This window comes from Candidatus Poriferisodalis sp. (assembly GCF_965208895.1).
Taxonomy (GTDB): domain Bacteria; phylum Actinomycetota; class Acidimicrobiia; order Acidimicrobiales; family Poriferisodalaceae; genus Poriferisodalis.
In genome coordinates this window covers 3,905,930-3,919,063 of record NZ_OZ242363.1, presented here as the reverse complement: position 1 = coordinate 3,919,063, position 13,134 = coordinate 3,905,930, and the positions used below count along the sequence as shown (strand labels likewise).

13 protein-coding genes and 1 other RNA gene are annotated in these 13,134 nt (G+C 64.7%); 4 read left to right on the top strand and 10 right to left on the bottom strand.

What is annotated here, in order from left to right; translation table 11 throughout:
• Window positions 1-41 precede the first annotated feature (41 nt).
• Window positions 42-405, top strand: a transfer-messenger RNA (tmRNA) gene (gene ssrA / locus ACOGJB_RS17635).
• A 119-nt stretch (window positions 406-524) separates the two neighbouring features.
• Here ssrA and ACOGJB_RS17630 read toward each other — a convergent pair.
• The gene (locus ACOGJB_RS17630; protein WP_419838389.1) at window positions 525-1,685 is read right to left on the bottom strand and encodes a M24 family metallopeptidase; all 1,161 of its coding nucleotides are present in this window, start codon (window positions 1,683-1,685) and stop codon (window positions 525-527) included.
• Window positions 1,682-2,509 (bottom strand): hypothetical protein, encoded by an 828-nt coding sequence (locus tag ACOGJB_RS17625; RefSeq protein WP_419838388.1) that lies wholly within the window; start codon window positions 2,507-2,509, stop codon window positions 1,682-1,684. The genes ACOGJB_RS17630 and ACOGJB_RS17625 overlap by 4 nt, the downstream gene beginning before the upstream one ends.
• Window positions 2,510-2,963: 454 nt before the next feature.
• On the opposite strand from ACOGJB_RS17625, the gene ACOGJB_RS17620 reads away from it, so the two are divergent.
• Together ACOGJB_RS17620 and ACOGJB_RS17615 are read left to right on the top strand one after the other, a co-directional pair.
• Window positions 2,964-3,395, top strand: a complete 432-nt coding sequence (locus ACOGJB_RS17620; protein WP_419838387.1) for a PPOX class F420-dependent oxidoreductase — start codon at window positions 2,964-2,966, stop codon at window positions 3,393-3,395.
• Between the two features lie 39 nt (window positions 3,396-3,434).
• Window positions 3,435-3,989, top strand: coding sequence for a hypothetical protein (locus ACOGJB_RS17615; RefSeq protein WP_419838386.1), 555 nt, complete (start codon window positions 3,435-3,437; stop codon window positions 3,987-3,989).
• An 18-nt stretch (window positions 3,990-4,007) separates the two neighbouring features.
• Here ACOGJB_RS17615 and ACOGJB_RS17610 read toward each other — a convergent pair whose 3' ends face one another.
• The 7 genes from ACOGJB_RS17610 to ACOGJB_RS17580 all read right to left on the bottom strand — a co-directional run bounded on the left by ACOGJB_RS17610 (window position 4,008) and on the right by ACOGJB_RS17580 (window position 10,801).
• The gene (locus ACOGJB_RS17610) at window positions 4,008-4,943 is read right to left on the bottom strand and encodes a GIY-YIG nuclease family protein (RefSeq protein WP_419838385.1); all 936 of its coding nucleotides are present in this window, start codon (window positions 4,941-4,943) and stop codon (window positions 4,008-4,010) included.
• Between the two features lie 83 nt (window positions 4,944-5,026).
• On the bottom strand, window positions 5,027-6,055 hold the full coding sequence (locus ACOGJB_RS17605) for a hypothetical protein (RefSeq protein ID WP_419838384.1): 1,029 nt from the start codon (window positions 6,053-6,055) through the stop codon (window positions 5,027-5,029).
• Window positions 6,056-6,141: 86 nt separating this feature from the next.
• The gene (locus ACOGJB_RS17600; protein WP_419838383.1) at window positions 6,142-7,071 is read right to left on the bottom strand and encodes a DNA-methyltransferase; all 930 of its coding nucleotides are present in this window, start codon (window positions 7,069-7,071) and stop codon (window positions 6,142-6,144) included.
• Between the two features lie 272 nt (window positions 7,072-7,343).
• Window positions 7,344-8,093 carry a SagB/ThcOx family dehydrogenase gene (locus ACOGJB_RS17595; RefSeq protein WP_419838382.1) on the bottom strand — a complete coding sequence of 250 codons (750 nt, stop codon included), beginning with the start codon at window positions 8,091-8,093 and terminating at the stop codon, window positions 7,344-7,346.
• A gap of 100 nt (window positions 8,094-8,193) precedes the next feature.
• Window positions 8,194-9,087: an alpha/beta fold hydrolase gene (locus ACOGJB_RS17590; RefSeq protein ID WP_419838381.1), complete on the bottom strand. Its 894-nt coding sequence runs from the start codon at window positions 9,085-9,087 to the stop codon at window positions 8,194-8,196.
• A gap of 4 nt (window positions 9,088-9,091) precedes the next feature.
• Entirely contained in the window at window positions 9,092-9,916 is an 825-nt protein-coding gene (locus tag ACOGJB_RS17585; protein ID WP_419838380.1) for a hypothetical protein, read from the bottom strand.
• A gap of 87 nt (window positions 9,917-10,003) precedes the next feature.
• Window positions 10,004-10,801, bottom strand: coding sequence for a HugZ family protein (locus tag ACOGJB_RS17580; protein WP_419838379.1), 798 nt, complete (start codon window positions 10,799-10,801; stop codon window positions 10,004-10,006).
• Between the two features lie 385 nt (window positions 10,802-11,186).
• On the opposite strand from ACOGJB_RS17580, the gene ACOGJB_RS17575 reads away from it, so the two are divergent.
• The gene (locus ACOGJB_RS17575; protein ID WP_419838378.1) at window positions 11,187-11,648 is read left to right on the top strand and encodes a nitroreductase/quinone reductase family protein; all 462 of its coding nucleotides are present in this window, start codon (window positions 11,187-11,189) and stop codon (window positions 11,646-11,648) included.
• Between the two features lie 37 nt (window positions 11,649-11,685).
• Here the strand turns inward: ACOGJB_RS17575 and ACOGJB_RS17570 are convergent, their stop codons facing one another.
• Window positions 11,686-13,002, bottom strand: coding sequence for a CynX/NimT family MFS transporter (locus ACOGJB_RS17570; RefSeq protein WP_419838377.1), 1,317 nt, complete (start codon window positions 13,000-13,002; stop codon window positions 11,686-11,688).
• Window positions 13,003-13,134 lie beyond the last annotated feature (132 nt).

The window sequence follows — 13,134 nt, the reverse complement described above, 5'->3', positions numbered from 1 at the left end:
CGCCGAGGGAGCCCGCACAGCGTGGGTTCCGCAACCACCTTGGGGGTGATCGGTTTCGACTTTGACGGTTGAAGTGAGAGAAGCGAGCCGTGGTCTCCGGATCCACGCTAAAGAGCCGGAAAAAAATACAAACGCCAACGTCGATCAAGACGATCTGGTGCTCGCAGCCTGATCTCAGGCTGTGAGTTCGGCCCGATAGCCCCAGTCCTGCGGGCGTCGGTGCCATCATCTGCAGGGCTCGCCCGCCGCCCGTGCCGACGGGGCGGCGGGGACACTCACAGACGGCTACGGAGACATGCAGGGTGTCGCTGCCCTCAGTCTCCCGACAATCCCTTAGCGACTGCGCTCGGAGAAGACTCACCGAAACGTTGAAGGACGCGGGTTCGATTCCCGCCACCTCCACGTCGGGATATCGACGCGCTCTTTTGCAGGTGTCGACTGATTGAGTCTTCCGGGCGTTTTCGAACTCCTAACTACCCCAAAGAAACTCTCGGCGACGTCGCAATTCAGACACGCATATCGCGTCAGACCAGGTCGTGGGGCATTGTGCTCATCAACTCCGCACCTGCCTCAGTTATCAGGTACTGGTCTTCGAGCTTGACGCCTTGGTGGCTCGCCGCATCGCCGATGTAGCTCTCCACGCAGATGACCATCCCGGGTTCGAGCTCGCCCGCGAGGGGGTACGGCCCGGGCGCCTCGGCCTCGTACACCGGGATGTACGGGCTCTCGCCGCACAGGCCCAGGCCGTGGGCCAAGCAGTAGTAGCCGTATGGCGCGAACCACTCCGGCACCTCCCACGCCGAGCGGGCGAACGACTCGAAACTGCGTCCGGGCGCCAGCAGCGCGGCGTTGTGCTGCAGCTGCTCAAGCGCCATGGCATGGATGCTGCGCTGGGCCGCGGTGGGCGCCGCATCGCCGCACACGAAAGTCCGAGAAAAGTCGACGGCATAGCCGCCGGGTCCGAGCGCATCGGTGTCGACGCAGAGCAGGTCGCCGTGGCGGATCGGGTTGGGGCCGGCCTCGTTGAAGTACGGGAACGTCCGGGGCCCTGCCTGGGCGAGCCTCGTGGAGAAATACTCGCCGTTGCCGGCGATGAGGCCACGGTGCAGCTCGGCCCAGACCTCGACCTCGGTGCGTCCGGGCTCGATCTGGTCGCGCATCCCCTCGAGCGCTGCGGTGACGACATCCATGGCGCAACCCATGGCGGCAGTCTCGTCAGCCGTCTTGATCCGGCGGGCCAAGGCGAATACCTCGGTCGCCGAGGTGAGCTCGCAGCCGTGCGAGCGCAGCGCGTCGGTCACGTGCTGGTCAAACCGCTCGACAGCCAGACGTGGCTTGCCGACCTGCAGTTTCGCCACGAGATCGGCGACTTCGCGAGCAAACCCGTGCGTCGACTCCACCCACCGAGTTCCGCCCGCCGGGGTGATGTCGGGCGCCGCCCGCACCTCGGTAACGGTCCCGGCGTCGTCGGCCAGATGCTCGCAGCCGGCGTATTCCCACAGCACGACCGGCCCATCCGCCTGCACGAGCACGAACCTGAACGATCCCATCATCGAGAACACCGTCATGTTCCGCACGCCGGTCGCGTAGAAGATGTTGATCGGGTCAGCGGTCAGGACCGCAGCAACATCGAGCGATTCCATCGAACGGCGCAGCCGGTCCAGCCGCCCGGTTTCCAGCGTCACACGCCGCCGCCGAGAACGTTTTGCGCCACGCCGCCCAGTCTCTCAGCCCGTCGCAGCTCGTAGATCTCGCCTCGATACTTGGCGGGAATCTCGACAGCCGGAGCCTCGTCGAGGCCTCCGAGCACGGCTTGGGCGTAGTGCGCTCGTTGAGCTGCGAGGAGCTGGTCTCGGACTGCCTCGTCGAGCGTGGGATAGGTCGCTGCGAACTTCCCGCACTCGTGCAGCAGCTCCATGTATTCGAAGTACGACATTCCGAAGTCTCGCTTGACCAACCGGCTTGGGTATTCCCCTGGCTCTGGGTCGCCTCCGACATACAGTTCCGCAGCAGGCCACGGCGAAGCACGGCAGCACTGATCGAGTGCGTCGAAAAACGCATCATGCAGCTTGTGAGGGTCGACGCTCGGCGGCAGCCCATCCACCAAGACCCCATTCGCCGCCTTCAAGACGCGGTCCTCGAATTCTCGTCTCGCGACGCTCACGGCGTCGTCATTGGGATGAAGCACCGCCGTCGCGCGCTGGGCGGCAATCAGCTCGAGGTTTGCCAGGAATGCTGCTGTGGACGGAAGGTCGAAGATGTAGTCGTCCAGGAATTCCAGGACACCCACTTCGCCAAGCAGCTCGGAAACTCCCAGGAACTCGACTCCTGCACCATCGTGCACTCGGGCGGAACTGAGGTCCCGAGGGTCGATCTCGGGCCGCGTCGCCTCAGCGTTGTAGGCATCGGCGCTGGCCCACTTCAGGGCGTACAGCCTCTCGTGCACCTCGACGAGACCGCTGGCCGCCATCGACCTCTCGCAGCCGAAGGCCAGCAATGCTGCAGCCACTAACAATGCGCACCAGTGCAACGCCGTGCGTCGCCGAGGTCCTCGTGACGTCGGGCGTGAACACGCCTGAGGGCGCGCCAGCCCCATGCTTTCTTGTTCCATTTCCTCCTCTTCCATCGTGAGGGGAGCGATGCCACGCAGGCATCGCAAGGTCTGACAAGAAGGCGTGCTTCGAATCGGCGTCGAGGAGTGCTTCGAAGCGCCGGACGCAGTCGAGATGACAGGCGGCGATCCGGCTGGCTGCTTTCGAGTGCCTCCAGCGGGTTGCCGGGAGCGATGCCTTCCGGCCCGAACTCCCGAGTCCGGCCACATTCTCCGTTGCTCGTGCGATCTGCTCCCTTTTCGAATCAGTCCCCGTGTCTGCCTTGCTTGCCTGACCCCTCAATACCACTATTGGCGTGCGCCGCGTACGCGCCCTGAACCCCGCACGATCTGCTGCACGAAGGGGATTGAGATGCGCCCGATGAGCACCTCAGAGGCTCTGGATTTTCTGAGCGATGAATCGCGGACCGGCAAGCTCGCGTGGGTCGCCTCCGACGGGCGGCCCCACGTGGCGCCTGTCTGGTTCATCGTGGAAGACGGCGACCTGCTCTTCGCTACCGGCACGCGCAGCGGCAAGGCCTTGGCCATGACCCGCGAACCACGGGTCTCGCTGGTAGTCGACACCGAAACGCCGCCGTACGCGTTCGTGAAGGTAGACGGCATCGTGGAGATCTCCCAAGATCTCGAGGAGCTTCGGCGCGTGTCCACGCTCACCGGTGCCCGCTACGTAGGCGCCGATCGAGCCGAGGCATTCGGCGAACGAAACTCCGGCCCTGGGGAATGCCTGGTGCGCCTGCGCCCGACCAGCATTGTCGGCGTCGACGGCGTCGCCGACTGGGACTGACGACGGCCCGAGGACCTCCACCCCGCTACGGTCGCCGCTGTGTCACGGGACCGGCTGAGCCTCGGAGAATTTCGCCGCTGGGCGCTCGGCAAACTCGTCGACAACCGCAATCGCGGGTTATTCGCAGAATGGCTCGTTGGCATGGCCCTCGGGGTCATCGACAAGTCCAGCGAGCGCCAAGAATGGGATGCCTACGACCTGCTGTACCGCGACAAGAAGATCGAGGTGAAGGCAGCGGGCCATAGCCAGAGCTGGGACCCCGACCATTCCGCGCCGATCAGATTCGGCATCGAACAGAAGAAGACGTCGTGGTCAGCTGTGAGCGGCACCTTCACCCATCACACCCAGCCCAAACGCTTTGCCGACGTGTACGTGTTCTGCTTGCACACGGCGGTACCCGCGAAGAATGAGAACGTCGCCGATCCCGACTGCTGGCAATTCTGGGTCGTACCAACCGACGCTCTCGACCGCGAATTCGGCACTCAGAAATCCCTCGGCATCAACCGCCTAAACGAACTCGCCGCGCCAGTGCGATGGAACAGCATCCAAGCGGCGGTCAACAGGTGCTTGCGTGAGGCTCACAACGATGAGTGAACTGACCGATTGGCCGCGCTAGACCGCATCAGATGTGTCGAGCGCAACGATCTCCAGACTGAGCGTGGTCGCGATCGTGTCGAGAAATTCGAGGCTTGTTTCGAACCACTCCGTCCCTCCTAGCTGGCGTCGCAGCGAAGCCCGGCGTGCGCCAGAGTGACCAGCTGCGTCGAGCAACTGATGAAACTTGCGTTCGATACCTCGAACTTCTTGCTCGGTTGTCGGCTGATGAGGCATTAGGTACAGGCGCAAGATGCGGCGCGGCTCTGGCGCAGCGGTCTCGTTGGCGACCTTGTCGATGCGTGCGCGAATGTTCTTCGCGGCGCATCCGACCTTGACAAGGGTGCGATCCGGTAGACGATCGGTTCGCTCGGATGGCGCGGTGGGATGCCGCATGTAGTGCGGGTACGTGAATGCGTACACCCCGCCCGAGCCAAGCTGCTCGGCGAACGCCTCCTCGGCTTTGGCGACTTCTGCATCCTCGGCTTCTCTCGCGTCCTCCGATTGCATCGAGCCAAGAAGCGACTCGTTCTCAGACAGAAACACCGCCGCTTCGGTCGATAGCGACTTGTCGAAACGGCTGCGGAAAGTCCGCAACCGACGCTGCACGTAGCTCGCCAACGTCGGCGACTGCGGCAATACTCCGAAGCGCAAGGATTCGAGCATCTGCCGCAGCGTGTACGCGATCGCCGGCCTCTCATGCCCCAATGTCTCGCGCAAGCGCAAGACTTGCTCTTGTTCGTCTTCCTCACCAAGCACCTCGAACGCTCGGCCCAAGTTCTCATCTGCCATCGAGCGAAGGCATCGCTCGATTTCGACAAGCACCGCCGGCGTCGGGCTGCGCCCCAGCGTTCTCCTCGGCCGCTCGGTCACCAGTCGCTGCCGCTCTTTATCGATAGTTTCCTGCGACTGGATCTGGTCGGTGCCCGCCTGGTGCAACTCCGCGTCGCTCACCGGGCTGACGCTACTCGCGGCCTAAGTAACGGCAACGCTGCGTCATTGGACCAGTTGGGCCATGCGTGCCAGGGCCGCGGCCGTTACTTCTCGTGTGAGATGAGGGCCTGAATCTCGGACAGCTCCAGGATCTGTTCGATCGTCGACAACGTGTAGGTGCGGCCTTGGGTCGCCAAGATGACGTCGCAGAGGGCGTTCGGCCGTTCGGTCCACCCCTTGCCATCGATCAGCGCGCACGCCCTCAACCCGCGTTCGGTCGCAGCCGTCACCAAGTTTCGGATGCGCGCAGCCTTGTCGCGTGCCGTCCCACCGTCTTCGGCCACCTTGGACTCGATGACAAGCGTGGGCGAGTCGTCAGGAATAATGAAGTCCGGACCCGGCTTGAGGCCGAACCGGGCTCGAGTCTCTGCGGCACCAGCCGGTCCGCGCTTCGTTCGGTGGTAGGGCACCCCATGGGCGTCCAGCAAGTCCTGGAGCGGAATTTCCAGAACGGCATCTCCCTTGATTTCGGAGTACGCGTCCTGCACCTGCCGCCAAACCCCGCCCACGTACCGCTGGAACAGCAGCGCCGAGTAGGGCACGCCACCGGTGTGGTCGCGCACGCTCTGCCACCCGCTGGCAGTGTCGCGTTTGTCGAGCTTGGAATGGAAATACGTCGTGAGGCGAGGCGGCACGGTAAGCAAGTCACGATTCATCATCGCCAACACTGCACCCGTGATCGAAGCAACCGTTCGTTGCCTCGTTGCCGTCGGGCGTCCTTGAGCAGCGCTGCGTTCGAGGCTCTTGAGCGATCCGCCGGCCACTTTCGATTCGGGATCGTGGAGACGGATGGCAACCGCCAACTCGTTGTGCGTCAGTCCAAGGATCATCCGTAGCGGCGCCAACGCCGAGGGGCATTCGAGCAACGTCGCCTTCAGCGTTGTCTCGTCGACACGAGTGAAGTTGTCAGTGCCCTTCGCCAGCGCCTCATACGCCTCAGCGAATGCGTCCTCCTCGAACATCGAATCGCCTCTCGGCACCAGATGAAACGACGGGCTGAGATGCGTGAGGTAGCTCTGGGTCAGGAGTGCACGCGAAGCCTCGGCTTCTTCGCCATGTTTCGCGAGCGCCACGCCGACTGCCTGCAGGCGCGCCACCGGACTCGGGTCCGAGCCTGCTGCGCGGAGAATCCGTTCTTCAGAATCCGAGAGCGCCATGCTCAACCTGCGAGCCGCAGTTCGCCCGGTTCAGACTCACATTGATCGCTCGCAATTCGGTGCGCAGAAACCTCGACATACTCGCGATGCAATTCGACTCCACCGGCGCGACGGCCGTGGCGTCGCGCAACGACCATGGTGGTCCCAGAGCCCGCAAACGGGTCCACAACCAGGCCTCCGCTCGGGCAGGCAGCCTGAACGAAGAACTCTGCTAATCCCTCCGGCATCACCGCCGTGTGCTGACCGGCGGGGCCCCAATGCTGGTTGTACGTCTGGCTGACCTCGATGACGTTGCCCGGGTCGGCCCCGCCCTTGTCGTAGGTGAATCGTCTGTCGCGGCCGAATCCGGCCTCGGTGTTCCGTCGTCCGTTCCGATCGCGGCGACGGCGCGCTATTTCTTGCTCGCTCGATCGGTACGGCACCCGGACGGAATCGAGATCGAAGTACGGCTGACCGCCCTTGGCGAAGTGGTACACGTACTCGAAACTGTCCTTCGTTCGCGGCCCGAATCGGCCCGGAATCGCGTTGGGCTTGGACCAGATGTAGGTCTCGAGCCAGCGCCAGCCCATGCGTTGCAATTCGAGCACGAGTTCATACACATAGGGATGTCGCTGTCCCCTGAGGTGGCCGCTCGCAGCCACCCGGTTCTTGATGTTCAACACAAACGATCCGGTTTCGGTCGTCGCCCGCAACATCGCTTCAGCGAACGGAAGGAACCACTCGACGTAGCGATCTGGGTGGATCTCGGAATACCGCCGTGCGTCCGCATACGGGGGCGAAGTGAAGAAGAGATCGACGGATTCAGTGGGAAGGTGCACGAGCCAATCGGCGGCGTCACCCCACACGACGCCGTCCTCGACGAGCCGCGTCAATACGGCCTCAGGGTCATCGGGAGCGGCCGGAATCTCGGTTGAAGTGTCGTCGCCTGCCACGTGGCCGACAGTAGCGACCCCCAGTGACACGAACTGCGACCGACCCGCATCGTCGGCGTCGACGGCGTCGCCGACTGGGACTGACGACGGCCCGAGGACAACCACCCCGCTGCGGTCGCCGACTGTGTCACGGGATCGGCTGAGCCTCGGAGAATCTTGCCACTGGGCGCTCGGCACGGCCGATGCCGCCTGCGGATCCGGTCATGACGATCGTTCCCATCGGTGTATTCCCAGCCGGGATCGAGCAAGCGCTCGGGGTCACCCGGCGAGGGTTACTCCGACACAGCTCGCCCGATGCCCAATCCGAGGACAGGTGTCTCCGAGTCCTGGCTCCAGTCAAGGCCGAGCATTTCCGAGAGCAGGACATCGTCGAATCCGCCGAGCCAGACAGTGTCGAGCCCCGCAGCAGTACTCGCTAGATCGAGGGCCATGATTGCCGCTCCGGCTTCCTGGTACGCAAATCTGGAGCCCCGGATGCCGTATCTGACCCACGACCGCATGAACGTCGCCGTCGCGACGGCCACTGCCTGAGGCATCGGGCTGAACTCTTGCACTCTGAAGCATTTCTCGAGCCACTCGGCGCTGATGCTCGCGTTCACAAGAGCGAGCATGTGGTTTGTCGCGTCGTAGTGGTACGCGCCCTCAGCTAGACCCTCGACGTTGCGGGCAATCACGTACGTCTCAACGGGCCATCGCGCACCTGCCGATGGATAGGGCCGCGACAATGCGTCGCCGCGGGTCAACAGCGCGCCTCCCAACGCGGAAGCCAGCGCCGTGAGCTGCACTGCTTCACCCGAGAAATTCCGGCACGAGCGACGGCGAGACAACACGTCGCCGACTGACATCGGAGCGGGAGCAGGGTGGGGCAACTGCAGCTTCTCCGCACGCGGATAGGACTTGATGTTCTTGCGGACCCACGAATCGGGCGGGATGTCGGGCGGACTCGCCTCTTCGGCCTCGGCAGCCTCCCGCTGGATCGTCTCCTCGAGTGCCCTGGCGACGTTCAGACCTTCATAGTCCACTCTTCGCTCCTGCAATCGCACCGATTGACAGCGAGTCTGTCACGTCCGCGGAAGGACCTCTCACCCGCCCGGCCATCGGCGCATCACGACCTGCGACGGCTCAGCTCCCGGGTCGAGCACCGCCGAGCATCGGATTTGCCGGAGTGGCGCGTGGGTCACGGCGCGTCCACTGTTTCGACTCAACTGCGCCGAAGAAATCGGCCGCCATCTGGTTGAACGCAGCGGGCTCTTCGAGGTTGATTCCATGGCCGGTGCGCGGGGCGATCCATAGGCCTGCACGTGGCAGCACTCGCTTGAGGAAGATGTTCGTCTCGATGACCGGGTCGTCCTCGTCGCCGACAGCGAGCAGCACGGGGACGTCGAGCTGGCGCAATTCGGCTTCGAAGTCATACAGCGACGGGCGCCCACCTTGAAAGTTGCGCATCGTCATGCCGGAACCGACGGCCGAATGCTCTGACAGGTACTGCCTGAACTCCTCCCAGCCCCTGCGGTCCTTGTTCTGGAGCTGAACACGGGTGGCGCCAGCAGCGATGCCGTCCGCGGCTGCCTCCATGCCGTGCTCGATCATCGCCTCGGCGGCGGCGCGAACCTCGCTCAAGAACGCTTCGCGGGTGTCGCCGAATGCTCCGGACCCGCCACTGGCAAACAGCAGGGACGTGACCCGCTCCGGATGCCGCATCGCGAACATCAGCCCGGTGTAGGCGCCCATGCTGAGACCGACGACATGGGCGCGCTCGATTCCGAAGCTGTCGAGCACTGCTCGCAGGTCTTCCCGCTCCCGCTCGAACGTGTAATCCGAGTCGTTCTGCGGAACCTCCGAAGGCGGATAGCCGCGGGCGTTGTAGGTGATGCATCGATGGCTGCGGCTGAACCTCCGAACCTGGGCCTCCCAGGTGCGGTAGTCGGCCGCAAACTCGTGCAGCCACACAATGGGATGCCCAGTACCCGTCTCCTCCGCGTACAGCCGAACGCCGTCCCCTCGTATCAGCGGCATGCCGTCAGACGCGGGCCTCGGCTGCGTACCGCTTGTTGTAGCGCTCGCGGCAGATGTAGAACTCGTCGACGCTCTGAAAGGCGTCGTGGGCAATCAGCAGATCGAGATTGCGCCGCACGAGACGATCAGGCGCAACACGAGTGGCGAGCACTTGAATCGCTCCATAACCCACGGGGCCGGATCCCTCGGCCGTGTCCCGGCCGTGGGTCACCCCGAGCAAGTACTCGATCTCGTCGAGCGCAGCGTCGAACAGGGCGTCCTCAGTGGTCTTGGGGATGAACTCGTCGGTAATCGAGCGCAGTGTCATCCACAGGCGCAGAGAAGCCTGGATCGGCGCTTCGTCAGGACGCTTGAGCCGATCACAGTTGACCAGGTAGGTGACTCGGCCGACCCTGCCGTCCTCCTCGGCTCGCACCGTCCCGATGATCCTCGCGATGGGGTCGATCCGGTCTGCAGCAGCGGCGCCGAACGCGACGGCGTAGATCGCCAGCAGCGTGACGTGGTGCTGCAGGTTGATGGCGGGCCCGTCGGCAGAACTCGCGTACGGAATCCGATTGGCCAGCAAGCGCACGGCGTGCGCCCAGGCCTTGTCATGGTCGGCGCAGTTGGAGAAGTAGGCGCCGGTGACGAGCAGCCTGATCAGCTCGGCCGATGCGTGCTCGTAAGCCCGTATGCACTCGTCGTACCCCTCGCAGTCGGCGCTCCCAATGGCGTCGATGGTTCGCAGCGTTTCCTCGTCGATGAACTCGTGGAGCTCAATGCGGCCGGCTGGGTCGGAGAGGATTTCTTTGAGTTCGGCCACAGTGGCCGTTTCGGGCTGTGACGTCACACGCCAAACAGTACCGCTCTCGCTTCAGGGTCTATTGCGCTTTGCTCACAACAGCAACGCAGCCCGCAAGGCCGCCTGCGCAGTGGCTCAGGCTTGCTGCTGCTGAGCCCGTGCCACCTTGAGCAGGTCGATCACGGCCGACTGCGCGGCATCCGCATCGGCGAGCGGTTCGGGAAACAGGACGCGCGCCATACGGGGTCCAGCCGGAGTCGCAACCCGCAGGGTGAGCCCATAGCGGTCGATCCCCACCATGGCGGCCTCAGTTGCATCGCTCAAGCCAGCCTGGACCTGTGCATACATCAGGTTGGCGTCGGCGTGGTCGTCGTTCATGTGCTCGATGATCCCGGCGGCGGCCTCCCACAGCGGGTCGACACCGGCGCCGCGGTACGCATCCGCGCTGACCCAGCTCATATGACCGAACCCGCCCACATAACGGCATTGCTCGACCTCGAGACGCCAGAACGAGAAATCGGTGAAATCCGCGTAGTAAGCCGAGTACGGGTGCGTCTTGAGGTAGCGGTCGCGCAGCTCACCGGGATCGTCGAGCACCTCCAAGCGGCCCACGAGCGTCAGGCGGGCCTTGCCCAGCGGGTCGCCGGCGCCGGCGCCGTCGACGATCAGCATGCTCGCCCGGTCGTCGCCCCGAGCGTTCACCGTGTGCTCCGCCATTTCCGAGATGAGGACGACAGGATTGCCTGCGTCGTCGGCGGCGTATGAGACGACGCTGCCATAGGGGTATCCCTCGGCCGTGAGTGTCGAGAGGCTGGCGATCTTGGCCGCTGCCACCAAGGTGCGCGACAGCTCGGCATCGGCGGGGAACGACGACGGGTCTCCCGCGATTGGGGGTCCGGCCTCGCCGCCGCCGTGCGATGTGGGACGTGTCATGACCGCAACTACTCCCCGGCTGGTGCTGTTTCAGCGCAGAACGTACCGGCAAGTCAGCTCGGCCGGCGGCTGTTCCGGCGGCTCTGGGACACGGCTGCAATTCCTGTGCACACAGGAACGATAAGGATGAATATGCCAATCGAGAGGATGGAGAGCCAGCCCGCCACAACCAGCAAGGCCGTCGACAACCACAGGGCCCTTACTCGCGCTTGTGGGAACGCGACAGCCACGACGATCGAGCCCAGTCCCACGATGAGGGACCCGAAGACGATGATCGACCCGAGCGTTGCCATGGGAGCCTCCTGACGTGCACAGCGCACAGAGGGTCCGCGCGCAGCCTAAGACGCGCACTGCCGGTGCCCGCACGATCGGCGACAATGGCGGTGTGGCAGTGAATGTGTGGTCCGATGTCACCTTCAAATTGGCGAACTGGGCGAACCGCACAGCGATCCGCTGGAGCGGCGGGCGAGTCGGCTGGATACACAAGGGCACGCCCATCATTGAGCTGACCATGACGGGCCGGCGCAGCGGTCAACCTCGCACGACACTGCTGTCCGCTGCCGCCGAGCGAGACGGCGCCTTCGTAGTCATCGGCTCGCGCGGCGGCGACTCGAAACACCCGGCGTGGTTTCTGAATGTGCGGGACAACCCCTCGGTCACGGTGCGTAACCGCGACGGCGCCCAGCAGATGACCGCCCGCCTCACTGAAGGCGACGAGCGCGCCGCACTGTGGGAACAGGTGACAGCGAAGGGCGATCACTACCTGCGCTTCCAAGAACGAACCGATCGGGTCTTCCCGATTGTGATGCTCGAACCCGTCGACGGCATCTCAGCCGCAGACACCTGAGATCGACCGAAGCCGAGGCCGGCAAAGGCTCAACCCCTCAATGAGTCGCAGCGCGCTCCGCAGGGACGACGTCGTAGGTCATGTCGATCTTTCGCCAGTCGAGCAGAGAAGAGGCAACCGGCACCGAATCCGGCACCGGCGGGAATCCGAGACTCGACCGACGCGGCAGGCCGAGCGACGCGAACATGCCGACCACGCCCAGCGCTGCCGACAGTAAGAACACCAGCGTGAACGAGCCCGCGGCGTCCGCCACGAAGCCGCCGAGCTGCGGCGAGATCATCTGGGCCATGCCGAAGCAGAACGTCGTGGCGGCGAACGTCGGTCCGTAGTCGTCGGTGGTGGTGTTCTGGACGACGTAGACGGTCAGCACCGTCGGCATGGCTGAGAACAGCAGCCCGATCACCACGCACAACACCAGCGTCGGCACAAACCAGCCCGGCAGGACCAGCGTGGTCACGATCGACCAGCCCGCGAATGAGATCACCAGCGTGGCGCGTGTGCCGATGCGCTCGGACAGGGCGATGAATAACGGCCCACCGAAGATCATCGCCATGCCGACGAGCGTGAAGGCCCAAGACGCTCGTGAACTCGTCCAGCCGCTGTCGTCCTCCAGCCGAGTCGTCAGGAAGGCGATGACCAGCAGATACAGCAGCCCGAACGTCGTGAACGCGCCTACCAAGGGCACCCATCCAGGCAGGCGCCTCAGCGTGGAGAACCCGCCGATGCCGGTTCCCGATGCCAGGCGCGCTTGGCGATGGTCGATGAACAGCAGCACCGCAGCCGCAATAACGGCGCCGATAAGGAGCTGGGTGAGGTACACGTTCCGCCAAGACGCATCGCCCATCGTCGAGCGGACGAAACCCGACAGCTGACCGCCGAACACGACGCCGAGCCCCATGCCTGCGCCGAGCGCAGCCACCGCGAACGCTCGCTTGTCGGGCGCGAGCGCATCAGCCGTCACCACGGGGGCGGGGATCCACGCGAGCGCTCCGCCCATGCCCATGGTCGCCAGAGCGACTCCCAGCACCAGCGGCCCCGGGGCGATAGCGGCCAGCGCTTGGCCGACGACGGCGAGCACCACGCCTACTCGCATCACCCCAAGCAGCCGGAAACGGCTCGACGCCGCCGCGACGACCAGGCTGCCTGCCAAGTACGCCGCCATGTTCACGGTTGCGAGCGAGCCGGCGACGGTGTTCGACAGACCGAGGTCGTCGCGGACAGCGGGGAGCAGCACCCCGTAGGTGAACCGGCCGAAGGACTGCGCGACGGCCGCGATGAGCGACATGAGAGCGACTGCTGCAACACCGGTCAGCGTGCGCCGTCGGGTCTTCGGTGCGTTGTCGCCGTCGATCACAAGTGACTATGCAACATGCAATCACCCCCGGATGCACGTTCGGGGCGCGGTCTGGGTGCCGGCGTCGGGTGCGAGACTCGCAAAATGGCGAGGGCGCGCACGGCTGTCCGCTATGGCAAACGCCAGCCGGCG